Source organism: Vibrio zhugei (assembly GCF_003716875.1).
Classification (GTDB): domain Bacteria; phylum Pseudomonadota; class Gammaproteobacteria; order Enterobacterales; family Vibrionaceae; genus Vibrio; species Vibrio zhugei.
Genome location: NZ_CP033078.1, coordinates 832258 through 855063 on the forward strand (window position 1 = coordinate 832258; position 22806 = coordinate 855063).

At 45.8% G+C, this 22806-nt stretch carries 20 protein-coding genes; 18 read left to right on the forward strand and 2 right to left on the reverse strand.

All coding sequences use genetic code 11. The annotated features are described in order from the left end of the window. Positions 1 to 19 precede the first annotated feature (19 nt). Positions 20 to 931, forward strand: coding sequence for a Dyp-type peroxidase (locus EAE30_RS09140; RefSeq protein ID WP_123015622.1), 912 nt, complete (start codon positions 20 to 22; stop codon positions 929 to 931). A gap of 32 nt (positions 932 to 963) precedes the next feature. On the opposite strand, the gene EAE30_RS09145 is transcribed toward EAE30_RS09140, so the two are convergent. Both EAE30_RS09145 and EAE30_RS09150 read right to left on the reverse strand, forming a co-directional pair. Beyond that, on the reverse strand, positions 964 to 2097 hold the full coding sequence (locus EAE30_RS09145; RefSeq protein WP_123015623.1) for a flagellin: 1134 nt from the start codon (positions 2095 to 2097) through the stop codon (positions 964 to 966). Between the two features lie 477 nt (positions 2098 to 2574). Next, positions 2575 to 3522: an IS30 family transposase gene (locus EAE30_RS09150; RefSeq protein WP_123014135.1), complete on the reverse strand. Its 948-nt coding sequence runs from the start codon at positions 3520 to 3522 to the stop codon at positions 2575 to 2577. 128 nt (positions 3523 to 3650) lie between these two features. Between EAE30_RS09150 and EAE30_RS09155 the strand changes: the two genes are divergently transcribed. The 17 genes from EAE30_RS09155 to EAE30_RS09235 all read left to right on the forward strand — a co-directional run bounded on the left by EAE30_RS09155 (position 3651) and on the right by EAE30_RS09235 (position 22781). Continuing rightward, positions 3651 to 4787: a flagellin gene (locus EAE30_RS09155; RefSeq protein ID WP_123015624.1), complete on the forward strand. Its 1137-nt coding sequence runs from the start codon at positions 3651 to 3653 to the stop codon at positions 4785 to 4787. Positions 4788 to 5027: 240 nt separating this feature from the next. Then, positions 5028 to 6161, forward strand: a complete 1134-nt coding sequence (locus EAE30_RS09160; protein WP_123015625.1) for a flagellin — start codon at positions 5028 to 5030, stop codon at positions 6159 to 6161. Positions 6162 to 6380: 219 nt separating this feature from the next. Continuing rightward, positions 6381 to 7514 (forward strand): flagellin, encoded by a 1134-nt coding sequence (locus EAE30_RS09165; RefSeq protein WP_123015626.1) that lies wholly within the window; start codon positions 6381 to 6383, stop codon positions 7512 to 7514. 65 nt (positions 7515 to 7579) lie between these two features. Beyond that, positions 7580 to 8044 (forward strand): flagellar protein FlaG, encoded by a 465-nt coding sequence (flaG, locus tag EAE30_RS09170; protein WP_123015627.1) that lies wholly within the window; start codon positions 7580 to 7582, stop codon positions 8042 to 8044. A gap of 19 nt (positions 8045 to 8063) precedes the next feature. Beyond that, positions 8064 to 9995: a flagellar filament capping protein FliD gene (fliD, locus tag EAE30_RS09175; protein WP_123015628.1), complete on the forward strand. Its 1932-nt coding sequence runs from the start codon at positions 8064 to 8066 to the stop codon at positions 9993 to 9995. A gap of 4 nt (positions 9996 to 9999) precedes the next feature. Next, complete coding sequence (locus EAE30_RS09180; protein ID WP_123015629.1) at positions 10000 to 10305, forward strand: flagellar protein FliT; 306 nt, start codon at positions 10000 to 10002, stop codon at positions 10303 to 10305. Between the two features lie 11 nt (positions 10306 to 10316). Next, positions 10317 to 10727, forward strand: a complete 411-nt coding sequence (gene fliS, locus EAE30_RS09185; RefSeq protein ID WP_123015630.1) for a flagellar export chaperone FliS — start codon at positions 10317 to 10319, stop codon at positions 10725 to 10727. Positions 10728 to 10955: 228 nt separating this feature from the next. Beyond that, complete coding sequence (locus EAE30_RS09190) at positions 10956 to 12422, forward strand: sigma-54 dependent transcriptional regulator (RefSeq protein ID WP_123015631.1); 1467 nt, start codon at positions 10956 to 10958, stop codon at positions 12420 to 12422. A 137-nt stretch (positions 12423 to 12559) separates the two neighbouring features. After that, entirely contained in the window at positions 12560 to 13612 is a 1053-nt protein-coding gene (locus tag EAE30_RS09195; RefSeq protein ID WP_123015632.1) for a sensor histidine kinase, read from the forward strand. Beyond that, positions 13612 to 15045 carry a sigma-54-dependent transcriptional regulator gene (locus tag EAE30_RS09200; protein ID WP_123015633.1) on the forward strand — a complete coding sequence of 478 codons (1434 nt, stop codon included), beginning with the start codon at positions 13612 to 13614 and terminating at the stop codon, positions 15043 to 15045. Before EAE30_RS09195 ends, EAE30_RS09200 begins: the two co-directional genes overlap by 1 nt. An 85-nt stretch (positions 15046 to 15130) precedes the next feature. After that, complete coding sequence (fliE, locus tag EAE30_RS09205) at positions 15131 to 15442, forward strand: flagellar hook-basal body complex protein FliE (RefSeq protein ID WP_123015634.1); 312 nt, start codon at positions 15131 to 15133, stop codon at positions 15440 to 15442. Between the two features lie 16 nt (positions 15443 to 15458). After that, positions 15459 to 17213, forward strand: a complete 1755-nt coding sequence (fliF, locus tag EAE30_RS09210; protein WP_123015635.1) for a flagellar basal-body MS-ring/collar protein FliF — start codon at positions 15459 to 15461, stop codon at positions 17211 to 17213. Further along, on the forward strand, positions 17206 to 18249 hold the full coding sequence (gene fliG, locus EAE30_RS09215; RefSeq protein WP_123015636.1) for a flagellar motor switch protein FliG: 1044 nt from the start codon (positions 17206 to 17208) through the stop codon (positions 18247 to 18249). The genes fliF and fliG overlap by 8 nt, the downstream gene beginning before the upstream one ends. A gap of 74 nt (positions 18250 to 18323) precedes the next feature. Beyond that, entirely contained in the window at positions 18324 to 19133 is an 810-nt protein-coding gene (fliH, locus tag EAE30_RS09220) for a flagellar assembly protein FliH (protein ID WP_123015637.1), read from the forward strand. Continuing rightward, positions 19133 to 20458: a flagellar protein export ATPase FliI gene (gene fliI, locus EAE30_RS09225; protein ID WP_123015638.1), complete on the forward strand. Its 1326-nt coding sequence runs from the start codon at positions 19133 to 19135 to the stop codon at positions 20456 to 20458. The genes fliH and fliI overlap by 1 nt, the downstream gene beginning before the upstream one ends. A 3-nt stretch (positions 20459 to 20461) precedes the next feature. After that, entirely contained in the window at positions 20462 to 20911 is a 450-nt protein-coding gene (fliJ, locus tag EAE30_RS09230; protein ID WP_123015639.1) for a flagellar export protein FliJ, read from the forward strand. Between the two features lie 136 nt (positions 20912 to 21047). Beyond that, entirely contained in the window at positions 21048 to 22781 is a 1734-nt protein-coding gene (locus EAE30_RS09235; protein ID WP_123015640.1) for a flagellar hook-length control protein FliK, read from the forward strand. The last annotated feature ends 25 nt before the right edge of the window (positions 22782 to 22806 follow it).

Consider the following 22806-nt stretch of genomic DNA (forward strand, 5'->3'; position numbering starts at 1 on the left):
GAATTAAGGGCGATATATTATGTCACAACCTCAATCTGCAATCGTGCCTGAAGCGGGCCCCTTTGCTTTGTATGCCATGTTTAATGTGGTCAATAATCATCAAAAGGTACTGCAAACATTACAGTCCATCCCTACGTTAGTTGATGAAATTAATCAGCAGCAACCGGGCGCTCAATTGGTCGTCAGCGTGTCGTTTTCACGCCAATTCTGGCAACACCTCGATGCGCCTATGCCCGATGAATTGATTGATTTTCCAGAGTTAGGAAAAGGGAAGGTTATTGCTCCGAGTACGGCAATGGATTTTCTGATCCACGCACACGCTCAGCGTCATGATCTGCTGTTTTATCTTTTGCGTAAATGCATGGAGTCAATGGCCGAGCACATCACCGTTGTCGATGAAGTCTATGGGTTTCGCTACCTAGATTCTCGCGATATGACGGGGTTTATTGATGGGACTGAAAATCCAGAGGGTAACGAACGCCATAAGGTGGCTGTGATAGCGGATGGTCCACTCGCTGGCGGAAGTTATGTGATGCTTCAGCGTTATGAGCATGAGCTGCCAGCCTGGTCTCGTCTGAACATTTCGGCGCAAGAAAAAGTGATAGGCCGTACCAAAGCTGATTCCGTTGAATTAGATAACGTACCTGCCGCCTCTCATGTTGGGCGAGTGGATATCAAAGAAAATGGTCAAGGACTTAAAATTGTTCGCCACAGCTTGCCCTATGGAACCGCCACGGGCGTGCATGGACTGTTGTTTGTTGCGTATTGTCACACCTTACATAACTTCCAAGTCCTGTTAGAGAGTATGTATGGCCATAGTGATAATAAAACGGATCAGCTTTTACGATTTACGAACGCCAAAACTGGAGCGTATTTATTTGCGCCTTCTTTGCAGACATTGCAGCAATTAGTGGTCAAATCCGCACAGTAACATGGGCAATAAAAAAGGGCGCAAGCCCTTTTTTATTGACTCAATAAGTTAAGTGTAGTTTGTGGCATTTGTTTCGCTTGAGCTAAAATGGCACTTGTCGCTTTTGAGCGAATTTGCGACTGCGTTAATGACGTTGCTTCTTTCGCAAAGTCGGTATCCTTCAATCGGCTGTTAGAAACCGTAATGTTTTGATTCACATTATTGAGGTTGTCAATCGCATGCGTCAGGCGATTGTGAAGTGCTCCTAAACTAGAACGAGTATCACCGACATATTTTAACGCGGAATCAATAACGCCTATGGCTTGTTGGGCTCCGCCAACCGTTGATATATCTAGGGTATCAACGGTAACGTTTTCTTGTGCTTGAAAGTCTAAAGCTTGCGCGAGAGAGCCGCTTACCGAAATACTCTCCACATGCTGGCTTTTACCTGTGAATAGCTGAAGTTGACCGTGTTCATTGACCGATGCCGCTACTTTATCGTCGGTTTGTCCGTTGATATAGGTGGCAAGCTCTTCAATATTATCTCCTACTTTTGCCGCGATATTGATGGCAGGGGTATTTTGACCGGAAAAGTGTATTGTCAGTGCATTCGCATCTTGGGCAACGTGCCAGTTATCGGTGACTGTCGTTTGTGCTTGTAGGGTAGTACCTCCCATCATCTCATCGTCACTGCACATATTATGCAATGTTAAATGGACGGCTGAACCACTATCGGTTCCGATTTGAAACGACTTAGTACCATAAAGACCATTTAATAACTTATCTCCTGCAAACGCTGTAGATTCAGCGATGCTATTGACCTCTTTGTTCAGAGATAACACTTCATGTTGCAGAGTCGCTCGATCATCATCTGAATTCACACCGTTGGCAGATTGCAGTGCTAATGTGCGCATTTTTTGTAGTAAATCATTGGTTTCTGACATGGCGCCATCTGCCGTTTGAATCACCGATATTCCATTATTGGCATTGTGTATGGCCCGATCAAGTCCACGACTTTGTGATGACAGACGATTCGACAGTTGCAAGGCGGCCCCATCGTCTTTCGCACTGGAGAGGCGAGAGCCTGAAGCGAGGTGGGTCATCGCTGATTCTTGATTCTTTGTTGTTTTACCTAACTGATGTCTAGCATTTAATGCAGCAACATTAGTGCGAATACTAATGGTCACAATGAACTCCAATGCGTATAAAAAGAGACGACGCGAATTGATAGCGTACGTAATGTGGTAGTGATAACGGAGTTAAGCGAGTTTTCTTTAATGAAAAAGTGATAGAAATTAATATTTAAATCGTTTTGTATTAAAAATGAGATTTTTTTAGTTATTTATATGCAAACCATTGTTTATAAAAGAGTGGTTAATTAAATATATTAATCAATATTGATATTAATGCAGGGTTAATTGTATTTTTTGATTATTTAAATGGGTGTTTTTTTATTGACTTACTGTTTATATGCATTTTGTTTTGCATTGTGTTTTTATCTTTATGATATGCAATGTCTTATGTTTCATTTTTTTAAAGTTAAGTGATGAAGGTGGGCGTGTGCGGAGTAACGATGACGATTGTGCTAAAGAAATGCGATAACAATACGATATAGACAGTATGTAAAGCCCGAATTCAACTGCGAAGTGCGACACTCTCCAATATCAAGAAGCTAAAGCCATCTCCTCAAATATAATGGCTGCCTGCTTGAAGCCTAAACACTTTCTCGGACGGTAATTTATCCGCGATAAAGCGAACTCTATATCGATGTCCGTCACTGTCGTTAGATCGGTTCCTTTCTTCACATATTGCCTTAAAAGACCGTTCGCATTCTCATTAGCACCACGCTCCCAAGAACTGTACGGATGAGCAAAGTACACATCAGCCTTTAATTCTTTTGCGATGGTTTCATGACCTGCAAACTCTCGCCCGTTATCTGCCGTAATGGTATGGACATGTTTCTTATAGGGCTTCAGTAGCTCTATTGTCGCTTTGGTGACATCATCCGCTGACTTAGATGGCACTTTCTTTACCACGTAAAATCGAGTCTTACGCTCTAAAATAGTCACCATTGCACCTGTACCATGCTTACCTAGCACAGTGTCGATTTCCCAGTCACCAAACCGCTCCTTACTGTCAACGATGCTTGGTCTATCATCAATCGAAACGGCATTTTTTATCGCTGGAGCTTTCTCTTGTTTACCTCGGCGATACCGCTTATGACCTTGTCTCAAGTGACGATATAACTTACCGCCCAAGCGTTTATCTTGAGCAACAAAGCGATAGATCCACTCATGACTGACAGATGCACCAATTTTCGTTAATACATTAGAAATCTGCTCTGGACTCCAATCTGTTTCTAAAAGAAGGCGGATAAAATCGACACGTTCCTTTGGTATTCGGTATTTACGTGCTGTTTTGCGCTTTTTGGTAGACGACATCTGGGCTTCGTTAGGGCAATAATGCTCTCCCTTCCGACCGCGTTTAAGCTCACGGTATACCGTCGAGCGGTGGCACTGAACTGTTTTAGCTATTTCAGGAACCGAAATTCCCCGTTCCAAAAGAGCAGAAATCTGGTATCTTCTGCCTTCGGTCAACTGCTGATAATTCATGGTAGTACTGCTTGTTTCTTTGGCGAGAAGAGCGTACCACTTTCAGCAGTTGGCTTCCTCTTCTACATATTTCCATGAATGTCGCACTTATTATCTGAAATCGGGAGTGGATAAGGTGGCGTTGCTAAATGGCTATAACAGTAAATACCAATGTGTCAGCGCTGGTTGCGCAGCGCCATCTTAGCTCTGCTACGAATTTGCTCAATCAATCATTAGAGCGGTTGTCGTCGGGCAGTCGTATTAATCACGCAAAAGATGCTGCTGCTGGGTTACAAATATCCAATCGTTTAGAAACACAGATGAATGGGATGGATGTGGCTGTGCGTAATGCCAATGATGGAATTTCTATCATGCAAACCGCTGAAGGGGCGATGAGTGAGTCGACCAATATTTTGCAGCGTATGCGCGATTTGTCGTTGCAGGCTGCCAATGGTGCGAATAGTCAAGATGACCGCGATGCCTTACAAGAAGAAATGCGTGCCCTAAATGATGAAATGAATCGCATTGCGGAAACCACCACGTTTGGTGGAAGAAAACTGCTCAATGGTCGATTTGGTCAGGCGGCTTTTCAGATTGGAGCCAGCAGTGGGGAGGCGGTGCAACTGAGTCTGGCGAATTTGCGAACGGATTCGATAGATATGGGCGGATTTGAGTACCGTTCGCAATATCGAGCGGATCAAAACTGGAGCGTTGGCTCTCAAAGCAATCAGCTCAATATTGAATATACCGATGCAGACGGCAAGGCGACAACGATTGGTATCACTGCAAAAGTTGGCGATGATATTGAAGAGCTTGCCTCTTATATCAATGGACAAACGAATGAGGTTTCCGCTTCCGTCAATGAAAAGGGGCAGTTACAGATTTTTATGGCAGGGAAGAGGACATCAGGCACGGTATCTTTCAGTGGTTCATTGGCTGAGCAGCTGCAAATGAACACGGTAGGCTATCAAGCCGTTGATGGATTGGATATTTCTTCTGTCGGAGGGGCTCAGATGGCGGTGTCTGTTGTTGATACGGCATTAGAGTTTGTGGATAGTCATCGTGCTCACTTGGGCGCATTGCAGAACCGATTTGGTCATGCAATTAATAACTTAGAAAATATTCATGAGAATCTAGCGGTATCAAATAGTCGGATCCGAGATACGGATTATGCCAAAGAAACCACCCGTCTCATTAAACAACAAATATTACAGCAAGTGGGGACCAGTGTGCTTGCTCAGGCGAAACGTCAACCCAATCTTATCCTTTCTTTGCTGTCGAATTAACGGCAAACCTGTCTATATCGACAATCGATGAGACCGCTTTAATTAAATAGCGCACTGAACCTCGAATTTTGTAATAACACGCACGTTTACTCTTAATCTTAAACATTTTTCTATAAATCACAGAAAAAAATTAAAGGTTTAAAATTTCATGCCGTTATAAACAGTAACTTTGAGAGAACTACTTGGTTTTCCGAGACGTCGGAAACCTGCACTACCGGAAAATCAATTGGAGATACCACCATGGCAGTAAATGTAAATACTAATGTGTCAGCAATGACTGCACAACGTTACTTAAACCAAGCAAACAGCTCACAACAAACTTCTATGGAGCGTTTGTCTTCAGGTTCTAGAATCAACAGCGCTAAAGATGATGCGGCTGGTCTTCAAATCTCTAACCGTTTGACATCGCAAAGCCGTGGCTTAGATGTTGCGGTTCGTAACGCTAACGATGGCATTTCTATTGCTCAAACCGCTGAAGGGGCAATGAACGAGACCACTAACATTCTACAACGTATGCGTGATCTGTCTTTGCAATCAGCGAACGGTTCGAACTCAAAAGACGACCGAGTGGCTATTCAAGAAGAAGTGACTGCTCTGAATGATGAACTAAACCGAGTGGCAGAAACCACATCATTTGGTGGTAACAAACTGTTGAACGGTACGTACGGAACCAAATCTTTCCAAATTGGTTCTGGCAGTGGTGAAGCGGTTATGCTGAACCTAAAAGATATGCGTAGCGATAATAGCGCAATGGGTGGCACGTCTTTCCAAGCGGCTAACCCTAAAGATAAAAACTGGCAAGTACAGAGCACAGCAAACGACTTGGCGATTAATTACACCGATAAAAAAGGTGAAGCTCAAACCATCAATATCAATGCGAAATCTGGTGATGATATTGAAGAGTTAGCGACTTACATCAATGGTCAAACTGATGCAGTTCAAGCCTCTGTTGATGATGAAGGTAAGTTACAAATTTTTGCTGGTGAAAACAAAGTTAACGGTGATGTGACATTTGCTGGTGGACTAGCCGATGAGTTGGGCTTCCAACCCGGTAAAAAAGTGACTGTCGACGACATCGATGTGACTTCTGTTGGTGGTTCACAAGAAGCAGTGGGTATCATTGACTCGGCGTTGAAATATGTCGATTCACAACGTGCTGACTTGGGTGCTTTCCAAAACCGCTTTGGTCACGCGATTAATAACTTGGATAACATTAACGAAAATGTGAATGCATCTCGTAGCCGCATCGAAGATACTGACTTTGCGAAAGAGACAACAGCATTGACAAAAGCGCAAATTTTGTCCAAAGCTTCAAGCTCTATCTTGGCTCAAGCCAAACAGGCGCCACAAGCGGCACTCAGCTTGCTTGGTTAATAAGCCTCATGATGTTCTACAAAATCCAGCTTCGGCTGGATTTTTTTTGCATAATATTTTGATCGTATTCACGTTTTGAATGAGTTTTAAGAGACTTCATATAATTTATTTAAAGTTTTTTATGGATAGGCCGTTATAAGTGACGAGAGAAATGAGATGTGCCGGAGAGAGGTGAGAGACTCAAAGGCGCATCAACTGTCCGATACAGGAGATCACAATATGGCTATAAACGTTAATTCAAACGTGGCTGCAATGACTGCTCAGCGTTATTTAAACAATTCCGCTGACAGTGCTCAGAAGTCGATGGAGCGGTTGTCATCAGGGTATCGCATTAACAGTGCGAAAGACGATGCGGCCGGTTTGCAAATTTCAAACCGCTTAACTTCACAAAGTCGTGGTTTGGATATGGCTGTTCGCAACGCAAATGATGGCATTTCTATCGCTCAAACCGCCGAAGGTGCAATGAGTGAAAGTACCAACATTTTGCAACGTATGCGAGACCTCGCATTACAATCATCCAATGGTTCTAACTCCAGTGCGGAACGCGGTGCGATCCAAGAAGAAGTCTCAGCCTTAAATGACGAATTTAATCGTATCGCTGAAACCACTTCATTTGGTGGCAATCGCTTACTGAATGGGAAATTTGGTAGCCAATCTTTTCAGATCGGTGCCGATTCTGGCGAAGCGGTAAAGCTCAGTATTGGGGATCTACGTTCTGATAGCAAAGAAATGGGCGGTGTCGCTTATCGTGCGCAAACCGGGGTTGCGGATGATTGGACGGTCGCTGGCGATACGCGAGATATTTCTTTTAGCTACACTACCAAAGGCGGTGAAGCGAAAGAGGTGAATATTCAAGCGAAAGCCGGTGATGATATTCAAGAGCTTGCCACATTTATTAACGGTCAAACCGACGATCTTAATGCGTCAGTCGATGAAGACGGCAAGATGCAGTTGTTCGCTTCTGCGCAGAAAGTTCAAGGAGATGTCACGGTTGGTGGTAATTTAGGAACTCAACTTGGGTTTGGCGCAGGTCAAGCGCGTACCATTAACGATGTCGATGTTTCAACCGTCGGCGGTTCTCAAGAAGCGGTAGCGGTGATTGATAGTGCTTTAAAAGCGGTCGACAGTCATCGTGCTTCATTAGGTGCTTTCCAAAACCGTTTTGGTCATGCGATCAGCAACCTAGAGAACATTAACGAAAACGTTAATGCGTCACGTAGCCGTATTAAAGATACCGATTATGCTAAAGAAACCACTGCGTTGACTAAGGCACAAATCTTGCAAAAAGCTAGTACCTCGGTGTTAGCACAAGCGAAGCAGTCACCATCTGCAGCTCTTAGTTTACTAGGCTAAACTAGTAAACGAGCTTCGTAGGTGACGGTTTTGAGTGTTACCTATAAGGTGGAAGGGAGAATGTTATGGAAGTATCATCCAATGCATCGAACATCCAGCCTTACGGCTCAAATAATGGCATTAAACTTGCTTCAGATAATGATAGCGTAAAGCGTGTTTCTACACTGAAGGGGGAGAGTTCGTCGGCCGGAAGTTCAGGTATTCATTTAACTGAACAACTTTCTGACCAAATGAGAGAAAGGCAACAGCGTACTGCGCAAGCCATCTCTGAGATGTCCAATACACAGGCACGGATCACAGATGAACAGCGCGCTGTTATGGCAGAGCAAATCAATGATTTTGTGAAGTCGATGAATAAAGATCTTTCTTTCAAAATGGATAAGGAATCTGGGCGAGAAGTCGTGACGATTTATGAAGCCTCTACGGGCGACATTATTCGTCAGATACCGGAAGAAGAAATGCTAGTTGTGTTACGCCGCTTAGCCAAAGAGCAAGACCATAAGTCAGGTCTGGTGAATGCTAAAGTTTGATAGTTTTTGAGGTGATTCAATGAGTGTCGGCCCGCTGGGTATGAATGGTGGCATGGACATTAATTCCATGGTCCAAAAAATTGTCAGTTCTGAACGTGTGCCGAAACAAAAGCGCATCGATAACGAACGTGCCGATGTAAATGCCAGCATTAGTGCTTATGGCCGCCTCAAAGAATCATTGGATTCGATGAAAAATCTGATGTCAGATTTCCGTTTCAACAAAGTTTTTGCTGCTCGGAAAGTTGACGTGACTGATGATTCAGCTGTAATCGCAAAAGCATCAACGAATGCCATTGCAGGCAAGTATTCCGTCGATGTATTGCAACTTGCCCAAAGCCATAAGTTGGCATCAACACCGTTTGATGATCGACAAAAATTTGGTCCGGGCAAGTTGCATATTTCAATGGGGAGTCGTTCTTTTGATGTGAACGTTTCTTCCTATTCCAAATTAAATGATGTAGTGCGTGGGATTAATGGGGCGAAGTCCAATCCAGGCGTTCGCGCGGCTGTCATTAAAGACAGCAATGGCCCCCGTATTGTCATCGCTGCAAACCAAACTGGGAAAGACTCGGCGCTACGTATTAGTGTGGATGCAAAACCCGGTGATGCGCTGAATCAGTTGGCGTTTAAAACCTTAGAAGATCGTGTCAAAGACTTAGAATCTGCTCGTGCCGAGGCTCAAGAAATTTTGCAGCCATTGACGCCGAAACAACAAGAAATTGCCAGTAAAGTGGCGCAAAAAATTGAAAATGCGGCTCGCAAAGTGGATCAAGAGACGGCGAATGCCAGTGAAAGCGCGCCGAATTCTGCTTTAAATAGTTCAGGCAAAACACCTTACGTCAAACCACAAGATCGCATTCCTGGCTGGACTGAAACCGCATCTGGCACGTTACTGGACTCTTACGAGGAGCCGCAACCAGAGTTAGATGGTCAAGCACAAGCGAAGTCTTCACAGGTACCAGGCTGGTCGAACACCGCTTCTGGCACTTTGTATGATTCGTATGTGACTCCTGAAGAAGCGGAAAAGAAACTGACCGCGCTGCGCAAAGAGGAAGAACGCAGTATTGCTCAAGCTGTCAAGAGCGGCAATATGACACCGGATGAGGCAAAGGCGGCGGTTCGTGCCACTCTGTCACCTGAAGAGCAGCAGCAGGCAGATAAAATCGAGCAAGCGCAAAAGAACCTGCAAGCAGCGCAAGCCGAATTCAATAATTACAATGGATTGACTCAGGTACAATCGGCACAAGATTCAAAAGTGATTTTAGATGGTGTGGCAGAGCTGAGTAGCCACAACAACGTGATAGAAGATGCGATTGAAGGTGTGGATCTAACGTTAAAAGCCAAAACCGATCCGAATGCTCGTCCACCAGAAATTGATGTGGAATACGACAGAGAGACGGTGAGTCAGTACTTAGAAAAGTTCGTGAATGCCTATAATCAATTTCATCAAGTCAATAAAGAGCTTGGTAGTGTCGATCCTCAAACGGGCAGAGCAGGGCCACTGGCAGGGGAAAGCATCACTCGCAGTGCCGAATCTCGGCTAAAATCGGTTTTCTCAACGCCGATTGAGGGAGCACCTAAAGAAATGAATTCGCTGTCTTCGTTAGGCATTACGACGACGCGTCAAGGTGGATTAGAACTCAACCGTGAGGTTTTGAACCGCCAGTTGGTGAATAATTTCGATAAATTGAAAGGTTTTTTTGGCGGAAGAAATGGGTTTGCTGACCGGATTCAAGATGCCATACAAAGTGTGACCGGTGTGACCGGAGCCATTCGTACGCGTGAGAAAAGTTTAACGGAAGAAAACCGTCGGCTACAAGATGATCAAGCGACACTCGATCGACGCATGGACCAGCTCAAAACTCGTACGCATGCCAAATTTGAAGCCATGCAAGATGCGACCAGTAAAATGCAATCGCAGCTAACTGGCATGATGAATGCATTAGGATAAGTTGATGGACAGTCGCATACAAGAGCTTTGTGATCTAGATCACTTATTAGAGCAAAGCTTAAAGCAGGATGAAATTAACGCTTTAGAAGTTTTGCAACTCGTCGATACAAGAGAACGGTTATTACAGGATTTATTACCTTATGTGACCGAGCACATTGAGCTGGCCCAATCTTCACAGTGGCAGCAAGCAGTGATTAATACACGACATCTTGTTGAACAAATGCAATCAGAGACGTCAGCGATAGGCAAGCAGTTGAAAAAATATCGTCACGGCAGTCAATCCGTTCAGCAATACAAAAAGTTTTTATAAAGAGGAAGACTATGCGTGGTTCTTTACAGGCGTACAAAAAAGTATCAGTGGATAGCCAGCTCAGCGCGGCCTCACCGCACAAAGTCGTGCAAATGTTAATGGCTGGAGCAATTGAGCGTCTTATCCAAGGCAAAGCGGCGATGCAGCAGCATAATATCGCGGTGAAAGGCGAACGTTTGGGTAAAGCGCTGGATATCATCATCAGTTTACGTGGCTGCTTGTCGATGGATGATGGTGGCGAGATTGCTCAAAACCTTGATCAATTATATGAGTTTTTGATCACGCAAATCACCACCTCAAATCAGCTCAATCAACCAGAGTTATTGGATGACGCGATTGAAATTATCCGTGAGATCAAATCGGCTTGGGATCAAATTCCAGCGGAATATCACAATTTGACCGCGCATCAAGTGGGTGCATAACTCATTTTTGACAGCTAAACCAAACGATGTCCTCTAATTGCTTGGTTGCCTTTATTTTTTTATCAAATACAATAAAAGCCACGTAGTAGCCACGTGGCTTTTTTTGTTGCTGTTTTTATATTTTTGACTATCGTTTACTTCAAGACTGACAAAAATTTGTCATATCTTGACGATATGGACTCATCTAACGATAAGCAACTTCCCGGATTTAAGGCATTATTCTCACCTATGCAAGGTTTAGCGAAACTCATTGTGATTGAAGACGACGAAAATGTGCGTTTGAATCTCAATACAATTTTAGAATTTGTCGGAGAACAGTGTGTAGCGATTTCCTCATCACAAGTGGATCAAGTTGATTGGTCGTTAACTTGGGGAGGCTGCATCCTTGGCTCACTGCATGAGCAGTCACAACGCCCACGTATCGTGGAAATCGTACGTAATGCTTATCATGTGCCATTATTAGTGGCTAATACACAGCCTTATTCTCTTGAAGAATGTCCTAATTTTATTGGCGAATTGACGTTCCCACTTAACTACCCTCAGTTAAGTGATGCGTTACGTCATTGTAAAGTCTTCTTAGGCCGACGTGGTATTCAAGCGAACTCTGCGTTGAGGAATACCATGTTATTTCGCAGCTTGGTCGGACAAAGCAATAGTATCCAGCATGTTCGTCACATGATTGAGCAAGTCGCGCAGACCGAAGCGAATGTATTAATCCTCGGTGAATCCGGAACGGGCAAGGAAGTTGTGGCACGTAATATTCACTATCACTCGGTGCGCAAAGATGGCCCTTTTGTTCCTATTAACTGTGGAGCGATACCAGGAGATCTGCTAGAAAGTGAATTATTCGGTCATGAAAAGGGCGCGTTTACCGGAGCGATAACCGCTCGTAAGGGCCGCTTTGAGCTTGCAGAGGGTGGCACATTATTCTTGGATGAGATTGGCGATATGCCAATGAGCATGCAAGTTAAGTTACTTAGAGTGTTGCAAGAGCGCTGTTTTGAGCGTGTGGGTGGCAATACCACCATTAAAGCGAATGTACGTATTATCGCGGCGACTCACCGTAATCTTGATAAGATGATTTTTGATGAATCCTTCCGAGAAGATTTGTACTATCGCCTGAACGTATTTCCAATCGAGATGCCAGCATTACGCGAAAGAAAAGAAGACATCGTATTATTGCTGCATGAGCTGCTTTCGCGTCTAGAATCGGAAGGTGCTCAGCCGATTTGTTTTACGCCGCGAGCGATCAATTCCTTGGTTGAACATGAGTGGCCAGGCAATGTGAGGGAACTGGCTAATTTGGTCGAGCGAATGGTCATTCTTTATCCGAATAGCTTGGTGGATGTTAATCATTTACCGACCAAGTATCGCTACAGTGATATCCCAGAATTTCAGCCAGAGCCGGATCAAATGAGTACGGTTGAAGAAGATGAGCGAGATGTCTTAGCGAATATCTTTGCGGAAGATTTCAGTTTCGAAGAGTCGCAAGAGTTGATTGCTGAAACGGAACGATCCCAAGCTCTGCCTCCAGAGGGAGTTAACCTCAAGCAAATGATTTCAGATTTCGAAATCAATATGATCAATCAAGCATTAGAAGCCCAGGATGGTGTGGTTGCTCGCGCTGCCGATATGCTTGGGATGCGCCGTACCACGCTGGTTGAAAAGATGCGTAAGTATAATATGCAGCGCTAGAAAATGTGATTGATATCACTTTTTCATTGTCGTCAATAATATGACGTCGCGTTAATGCTATGAAATATAAGACTTATTTTATGGCATATATCTTGCGTATGTCATGAGTAGTAACTTTTATTGACGGTTTTTCGACAATGAGCAATGAGCGAGAGCAACATTCCCACTTAGATTCTTTGGATGAGCAAGTTGCTCGTTATCGACAAGTGTTAGACGTGATGCCTGCAGGGGTGATTTTACTCGATACCCAAGGCATCGTACGTGAGGCAAATCCTGAAGCTCATCGACTGCTTGAGATGCCTTTGGTCGATGAGAAATGGTTCACTATCATTCAAGAGGCGTTTGCTCCTCGTGATGATGATGGCCATGAAATTTCATTACGCAATGGGCGCAAAGTCCGCTTGGCGATTTCGGCTTCAACAACCGGTCAACTTATCCTCATTACCGATTTAACTGAAACGCGATTGTTGCAATCGCGCGTCAGTGATTTGCAACGCCTGTCTTCATTGGGGCATATGGTGGCTTCTCTCGCGCATCAGGTGCGCACGCCTTTATCGAGTGCCATGTTGTATGCCTCTAATCTTGGTTCGCCCAACCTGCCTAATGCAACGCGTGAGCGTTTTCAAACCAAACTGGTGGATCGCCTGCACGATTTAGAAAAGCAGGTGAATGATATGCTATTGTTTGCAAAGGGGGGCGATAATAAGGTTGTCGACGCTTTTTCTTTGCAGGACTTAGTGGATGAGTTTCATCCGATGGTTGAAGCGGCAGTGCGTACCAATCACATTGATTATGCTCAAGAAGTTGAGCAGCCTGACACGCAACTGCTCGGTAACGCGAATGCACTCGCTTCTGCATTAAGTAACTTGGTGATGAATGCTATCCAGATCGCTGGAAAAGACGCGCAGATTGATGTGTTTTTCCGAGCGGTCAATGGCGAAGTCAAAATTTCCGTACAAGATAATGGCCCAGGTATACCAGAAGCATTGCAAGAAAAAGTGATGGAACCTTTCTTTACCACCCGCTCGCAAGGTACTGGCTTAGGGTTGGCCGTTGTACAAATGGTCTGTCGTGCTCACGACGGTCGTTTGGAGTTACTGTCACGTGAAGGGGATGGGGCATGTTTCACCATGTGTATTCCATTAGATCGTCAGGTTAATCAAACCACATTCGAAACTGGAGAATCATAATGGCTCAAAGTAAAGTCTTAATTGTAGAAGATGATGAAGGTTTGCGTGAAGCCTTAGTAGATACGTTAGCACTTGCTGGCTATGAATGGTTGGAAGCAGATTGCGCGGAAGATGCTTTAGTGAAACTGAAAAATGATTCGGTTGACATTGTGGTGTCTGATGTACAGATGGCGGGTATGGGTGGATTAGCGCTGTTACGCAACATTAAAGTTCACTGGCCGAACGTCCCTGTGTTGTTGATGACCGCATATGCAAACATTGAAGATGCGGTTTCTGCGATGAAAGAAGGGGCGATTGATTACATGGCTAAGCCATTTGCCCCGGAAGTCTTATTGAATATGGTGAGCCGTTATGCGCCAGTTAAATCCGATGATAATGGCGATGCGGTTGTTGCCGATCCCAAAAGTCTCAAATTGTTATCTTTAGCGGACAAAGTGGCGAAAACTGACGCGAATGTCATGGTATTAGGACCCAGTGGATCCGGTAAAGAAGTCATGTCACGTTATATTCATAATGTGTCTCTGCGTAAAGATGGCCCCTTTATCGCGATCAATTGTGCGGCCATTCCGGACAACATGTTGGAAGCCACTTTATTTGGTTATGAGAAAGGCGCTTTCACCGGAGCGGTACAAGCGTGCCCCGGTAAATTTGAACAAGCACAAGGGGGAACCATCTTACTGGATGAGATCAGTGAGATGGAACTGAACTTACAAGCCAAGCTACTCCGTGTCTTGCAAGAACGTGAAGTCGAGCGTTTGGGAAGTCGAAAAAGTGTCAAACTGGATGTGCGAGTATTAGCCACCAGTAACCGCGACCTCAAGCAATATGCCCAAGAAGGCAACTTTCGTGAAGATTTGTACTATCGTTTAAATGTATTCCCAATTACTTGGCCCGCATTGTGTGAGCGAAAAGGCGATATTGAACCACTCGCCGCGCACCTGATTGAACGTCACTGTAAAAAGCTAGGACTGCCTGTGCCAAGCTTATCACTCGGTGCGACAGAAAAGCTGTTGCAATATCCATGGCCAGGGAATGTCCGCGAGCTGGATAACGTGGTCCAACGCGCGCTGATTTTAAGTGATCAAGCAACCATCGAAGCGTCACATATTCTACTTGAGGGACTCGATTGGCAAGATGCGTCTGGGTTGCAACACGCTGTCGAGCATCAACAAGATACCTCGCCTTCGATCAAGCCCGTTGCCGATCCTGAATTATCGAAAACCTATTCAGAGCCGGAAAGGAAAACAGAGTCTAATGGGTCGATAGGCTTAGGTGATGAGCTGCGTGATCAAGAGTACACCATTATTATGGAAACGCTGGTGGAGTGTAATGGACGTCGTAAAGACATGGCGGAAAAGCTTGGAATCAGTCCACGAACGCTACGATATAAACTCGCCAAAATGCGTGATGCCGGAATCGATATTCCCAATTGATGAATGATAACCGCTTATGGCATGCAACTTGCTCATTAGTAGATAACGATTGTTTTTTGTCAAACTTTTGGCACCCGAGGTTTCTATGAGATTAGATGGCTTACAAAGTGAAATGCAAGCAATGCGCTTGGAAGCAAGTAATACAACTGCAGCTCCAACTGGACAAAAAGTTGGCGCTGATTTTGGTGATATGCTGACTAAAGCCATCAATAATGTGAATGGTCTTCAGGAAACTTCGAGCGCGCTGCAAACCCGCTTTGATCGTGGAGATGAGAGTGTCTCTCTTGCGGATGTCATGATCGCTCGTAATAAAGCGAGTGTTTCTTTTGAAGCGACGATTCAAGTGCGTAACAAGCTCGTTGATGCGTACAAAGAATTAATGAATATGCCGGTTTAAAGAAAGGTAACCGATAGTGGCTGAAGACAACCAAAAAACCGATCTTGCTGTCAGCGGCAGTGGCGATCAGGCGATGACCTCAAGCGCAGGTACGAGCCTTAGTTCGGACACACAAAACCCGGATATCGAGGAAAAAAGCACGAATAAAATCGATTTCGCGATGGGCGATTTAGATTTATTACGCCAAGTGGTTTTGGTGCTGTCGATTTCCATTTGTGTTGCTCTGATCGTGATGTTGTTTTTTTGGGTTCGCCAACCCGAAATGCGCCCATTAGGCGTGTATGACACACAAGAACTCATCCCAGTTCTTGATTATCTTGATGAGCAAAAGCAAGACTATAAGCTGGATGGGAACACCATCTTAGTGCCAGTGTCTGATTACAATAACCTCAAATTGAACATGGTACGTGCCGATCTTAATACCAATACAGATGGCGCGGGCGATGATATTTTATTGAAAGATATGGGGTTTGGTGTTTCTCAGCGTTTGGAAAAAGAGCGCTTGAAATTAAGTCGTGAGCGACAATTAGCCGCTGCGATTGAAGAAATGCGTCAAGTAACAAAAGCACGAGTGCTGTTGGCTTTGCCCAAACACAGTGTGTTTGTTCGTCAAAATCAGCCAGCCTCTGCTTCTGTCTTTTTAACCTTGCGTACTGGCGCCAGCCTGAAACAGGAAGAAGTCGACTCTATCATTGATATGGTATCGAGCGCGGTGCCTGGCATGTCACCGACCAAAGTGACGGTCACCGATCAGCACGGTCGATTACTGAACTCCGGCTCACAAGATCCCGCTTCTACAGCGCGCCGTAAAGAGCAAGAGCTTGAACGTAAACAAGAAGCGGATGTTCGTCAAAAAATCGACTCTGTGTTAATCCCCATTCTTGGGCTGGGAAATTATACCGCGCAAGTGGACATTGACTTGGACTTTAATGCGGTTGAGCAAACACGTAAGCGCTTTGATCCTAAAACGCCATCGACACGCAGCGAATATACGCGTGAAGACTACAACAACAGTAATACAGTTGCTGGTGTTCCTGGCGCATTAAGTAATCAACCGCCAGCAGATGCCTCTATCCCCGAAGACGTGGCGCAAATGAAAGACGGTTCGACCATGGGACAAGGCTCGGTGCATAAAGAAGCGACCCGTAACTATGAATTGGATACGACGATCAGTCATGAACGGAAACAAACGGGCGCTATTGCACGGCAAACCGTTGCTGTCGCAATAAAAAATCGCGCTAAAGTGGATCCGCAAACGGGGGATGTGACATACACCCCGGTGAGTGATGCTGAATTACAATCGATCCGTCAGGTCTTAGAAGGAACGGTAGGCTATAATCAAAGTCGAGGGGATGTACTGAATGTATTGAGCATGCAGTTTGTCCAACCAGAGGTTGCCGAAGCCCAAGATGTGCCAATTTGGGAGAACCCAAACTTTGGGGATTGGGTTCGTTGGTTAGCCAGTGCGCTCGTGATTGTTGTCGTGATTTTAGTGTTGGTGCGTCCAGCATTGAAGAAACTGCTCAATCCAGCCGCGGGTCTCGACGAAGATTCGATGTATGGTCCAGATGGTATGCCAATTGGAGCGGATGGTGAAACCAGTCTGATTGGTGGTGACATCGATGGGGGCGAGCTCTTTGAGTTTGGTACCGGTATTGATCTACCGAACTTGCATAAAGATGAGGACGTATTGAAAGCGGTACGTGCTCTTGTGGCCAACGAGCCAGAACTTGCGGCTCAAGTAGTGAAAAATTGGATGCAAAATGCCTGAGAATGATGAAAAAGGAAAAGAAGTGGTCAGCACTGAAGATATTGCCGATATTCCTGGTGAAGAGCGTGCCGCCATTTTATTACTGAGTCTCAATGAAGACGATGCCGCTGGTATTATTCGCCACCTAGAGCCGAAACAGGTGCAACGGGTGGGGAGTGCGATGGCCAAAGCCAAAGATTTGAGCCAAGATCGAGTCGGTTTGGTGCATCGCGCTTTCTTAGAAGATATTCAGAAATACACCAATATCGGTATGGGGAGCGAAGACTTTATGCGAAATGCATTGGTCGCTGCGCTCGGAGCCGATAAAGCCAATAACTTGGTCGACCAAATCTTATTGGGGACTGGCTCAAAAGGTTTGGATTCATTGAAATGGATGGATCCAAGGCAAGTGGCTAGCATCATCGTCAATGAACACCCACAGATTCAGACCATTGTATTGTCATACTTGGATCCAGACCAATCAGCCGAAATTCTCGCGCAGTTTGCTGAGCGTGATCGTCTTGATTTGATGATGCGTATCGCTAACCTCGAAGAGGTACAGCCATCAGCATTGGCTGAGTTGAATGAGATCATGGAAAAACAATTCGCAGGACAAGCCGGTGCACAAGCGGCCAAAATTGGTGGCTTGAAAGCGGCGGCGGATATCATGAACTACCTCGACAACAACGTCGAAGGTCTCTTGATGGATCAGATGCGCGATCAAGACGAAGATTTGGCAACCCAAATTCAGGATTTGATGTTTGTGTTCGAGAATTTAGTCGAAGTCGACGATCAAGGCATTCAAAAACTACTTCGCGATGTGCCGCAAGATGTCTTGCAGCGTGCGCTTAAAGGGGCAGATGATGATCTGCGTGATAAAATCTTTAAGAACATGTCCAAACGAGCAGCCGAGCTTATGCGTGATGATTTAGAAGCGATGCCACCGATCAAAGTATCGGATGTGGAAGCGGCGCAAAAAGAAATTTTGGCGATTGCCCGTAAAATGGCGGACCAAGGTGAGCTTATGTTGTCTGGTGGTGCGGACGAATTCTTGTAAGGTATCTTCTTCACAGAGGTCGGCTCTCCGGCCTCTGCTTGTCTCAGTGATTTGAACTACGCATAGGAAAGCATATGCCAGTTGAAAGAAAACGCGGTTTTATCCGTCCCGACTCCAATACACCCGCTGATGAGCAACCACAAACGTGGGGGCTACCTGACTACGACTTGGATTCAGGCAACAGTGCGCGCGAAACGGCGCTGAATTATGATCCCAGTTGGACACCTCGTGATGAGGTCGCTGAAGACGAAAGCGAACCTCAACCTTTCTCTGTAGAAGACCTCGAGTCGATTCGCCAAGCAGCGTATCAAGAAGGACAAGAACAAGGTTATGCAGAAGGTTTTCAATCGGGCGTCGAGCAGGGAAAAGAAGAAGGCTATCGTGTCGGTCATGAAGAAGGCGTGACGGCAGGTCATCAAGAAGGCTTGCAGGCTGGCCAAGAACATATGGATCAACAGGTAAAGCAGTTTGTTGAAATGGCCAACCAGTTTTCTCAACCGTTGGAACTGATGAATGCACAGGTTGAAAAACAACTGGTCGATATGGTGCTGACGATGGTGAAAGAAGTGGTGCACGTCGAAGTGAAAACCAATCCACAGATCATTTTAGATACAGTTAAGGCGTCGGTGGAGTCCCTGCCTATCGCCGGTCATGCCATTACCTTGAAGTTACATCCTGACGATGTTGATATCGTTAAGCAGGCTTACGGCGAGCAAGAAGTGGATAGCCGTAATTGGACCTTGGTGAGTGAGCCTGCCTTAGATCGTGGTGATGTGCAAATTGAAGCAAGCGACTCGAGTGTCAACTATCGTATGGAAGAGCGGATTCGTGCAGTATTACACAATTTTTGTGGTGCCAATCGTCACCAAGTGGGTACGGAGTAATGTTGTCATTAGCGGATCGCCTAACGCAATATAAAATCGAAGGCTTGACGCGCAAACCCATCGCGTCGGGAAAGTTGGTGCGTGTGGTCGGGTTAACATTAGAAGCGACAGGGTGCAAAGCCCCGATTGGCAGCTTATGTTTGATTGAAACTATGTCAGGTAACATGGAAGCGGAAGTCGTCGGTTTTTCTGGTGATAATCTATTTCTCATGCCGAGCGAACAAATCACGGGGATTTTACCAGGCGCGAAAGTGACGCCTCTTACTCAAGAGGCGGGCATGCCTGTTGGTATGGAATTACTCGGCCGCGTGGTCGATGGTGTTGGCAACCCTCTGGATGGTTTAGGGCCGATTTATACGGAACAAACCGCGTCGTTAAACGTAGAGCCCATTAACCCGCTAGCGCGTAAACCCATTGATGCGCCATTGGATGTTGGAATTAAAGCGATCAATGGGTTACTGACGGTCGGTAAAGGTCAGCGTATTGGCTTATTTGCAGGATCGGGTGTGGGTAAGTCTGTCACATTGGGGATGATGACTCGCGGAACCACAGCACAGGTTGTCGTCGTGGGGTTAATCGGTGAGCGTGGGCGAGAAGTAAAAGAATTTATTGAAGAAATTCTCGGGCACGAAGGACGCCAGCGCGCTGTCGTAGTGGCAGCGCCAGCGGATTCCTCTCCACTGATGCGCTTGAAAGGCTGCCAAACAGCGTTAACGATTGCCGAATATTTTCGCGATCAGGGTTTAGATGTTTTGCTGCTCATGGATTCTCTGACGCGTTTTGCTCAAGCGCAGCGCGAAATCGCGCTCTCGGTAGGTGAGCCACCTGCGACAAAAGGTTATCCACCTTCTGTGTTTGCTAAGCTTCCCGCATTGGTCGAGCGTGCAGGTAATGGTGGGCCGGAGCAGGGCTCCATCACCGCCTTTTTCACTGTATTAACCGAAGGCGATGATTTACAAGACCCGATCGCGGACGCCTCCCGTGCGATTTTGGATGGACACATCGTGCTGTCGCGTGAAATGGCGGATGCCGGGCATTATCCCGCGATTGATGTGGAAAAATCCGTCAGCCGGGTGATGCCGCAAGTGACGACCGATCAGCACGTTCTGATGTCAAAAGCGGTTCGACAAATCCTATCAATATGCCGTAAAAATCAGGATTTGGTCTCTATTGGGGCGTATAAGCCAGGGACCGATCAGGCCATTGATAGCGCATTTACATTGAAACCGAAGCTGGATCAGTATTTACAACAAGAGATGAAAGAAACCGTCCCTTATGATATGTGTGTCAATATGCTCAAGAACGTCTTAGGTGTTGAGGAGTAATCGATGGACAACGCACTGACTTTTTTGCTTAGCCAAGCCAAAGACAACGAAGATAAAGCGGTCATGGCGCTCAATCAAGCGAGGAGTGAGTTGGATAACTATTATCAGCAGCTAGAGCAAATAGAGCAGTATCGATTGGATTACTGCCAGCAACTCGTTGATCGAGGGCAAGCAGGACTCACTGCGAGTCAATATGGTCATTTACAACGTTTTTTAAGTCAGTTAGATGAGACCTTATCAAAGCAACGGGAAGCGGAAGCGCACTTTACCCAGCAAGTGGAAAATAGCGAGCAACATTGGCTAGAGATTCGTAAGCAAAGACGCTCTTATGAGTGGTTGATTGAAAAAAAACAAACAGAAAAGCAGCGCGCAGAAGAAAAACGTGAACAGCGTATGATGGACGAGTTTTCAACGCTGAGCTTCAATCGTCGTCGCCTTAATGATAAATCGTGATAGGGCCGTTTGCGACACTGGCGTAAATCTTGCAATACCGTTGTTGAAGTACAGACACAGTGGTTTCTTATCGAGTTCCAATGCACGGCATGTCTATGGGACTTCATGACGACTTGATTAGCGTGAGTAAAACGATATGAATATTAACACATCTCAGTCAACTGACAGTCTTAAAGGCACCGAGATTACTGGAAGCGGCGCTTCTAAGGGTGATAAAAAAGAGACCAGTGAAGCGAGTGGTTTTTTTGATAAATTAACGGCCTTAATGTTCGGTTCTTCCGAGCAAACTAAAGGTAAGATCGCAGGCAAATTGCTGCAAGCGAAGGCGAGCGACGGTGGGAATGATCCGATGGCCGCCTTAAAGAAGCTAGGTTGGACCAAGCACCAGCTAGAACATCTCACTGAAAAAGAATTAAGTAAAGTCGCAAATCAACAAGGGATTGAGGTTGCCGAACTGAAAAGCATTATTCAGCAAATGCCGGATGTTATGACCGCGAAGCCTGCGCTTGCATCTGCAAAGAATGCGCAGTCTAGCGATGCGGATAAAACGGATATTCCAGCTGCGATGGATGAAGGTAAGCAGTTGCTTGGCAAGTTACAGCAAGCGAATCAGACGTTAACCAAACCCGCGTCACAGGTAGCCCATGGCAAAGACTTGCCACAAAAGGTCGGCGTGACCGCGGCTGAACCTGTTGCGCCTGCTTTGCAGAAAAACAAGCTGGTTCACACGGGCAAAGAGGACGAATCAACGACATTCGCAGAACGTCCTATCAGTCAAAAAGAATTGGCTCAGTTAGTCGCACTGAAAAAGCAGCACCCTGAGTTGTCGGAAAGCGACTTGAAGAAACAACTTGTCGCACAGCGTATTAAGCAAGACGAAATGACAGAGAGTGAAACGGCCTCTCTGGGAGTGAGTCATCATGCTTCGCCTAATCAGCCTGTTGTTATGACCAATGCGGCTACAGCGAGTGCTGAGAAAGGGGGCGGGGTTAGTTATGCGCTGCACAAAGGCGCCCAGCCTAGTCCGATTCAGACGCAGTCAGCATCTGTGACCGTTCAAACGGGCATGAGCGAACATAAACTTTCGCCCCAAGGTAATATGGTCACACCACAGGACGGGGGGGCAACAGGTCTTCCATCTCAAAGCCAACAGCAGACCACGGCCTCGCCATTAGGACAAGGAGCGAACCCACTGGTGGCGGCTTCTTTGATGGCGACGAATGCGGCGAAAGGGGCTCCGAGCAATGTGATAGAAAAAGGGTTGAGCGAAAAAGCGCTGAACGCCATGACTGAAATGAAAGGGGCTAAGCGCGGGACATCTTCGCCAGAAAGTTCACTTGCTGCCCAACTTTCGTCGGCATCCGGACAATCGCTATCGGCAACACAAAAAGTCGATGGTACCCAGCAAGCGGCGTCACCTCAGCTACAATTATCAAAAGATGGGGCTGATCAGGTGGCGGAAAAAGTTCATATGATGATGTCTAAGAACTTAAAAAGTATCGATATTCGCCTTGACCCTCCTGAAATGGGTAAAATGCATATAAAAATGCAGATGAATAATGACGGTGGGGCTACCGTACACTTCACCGTGGCTAGCCATCATGCACGGGATGCGCTTGAGCAATCGATGCCTCGTTTGCGGGAGATGCTGTCTCAGCAAGGGGTTCAATTAGGCGGCACTTCTGTTCAACAAGACGGTGGCAGCCAGCAGCAAAGTTTTGCATCGGCAAATGGTGGCCAATCTCAATCTCAATCTCAACGCCAAGCTGGTCGTGGGGTTGCTGGGGGAACGCAAGAAAACTTTGATGGAGACATCAAACTTGATTTGAATGTCGCATCAAAGCGTGATGGAATTTCATATTATGCGTAAAATGCATTAATGACTGATGATATAA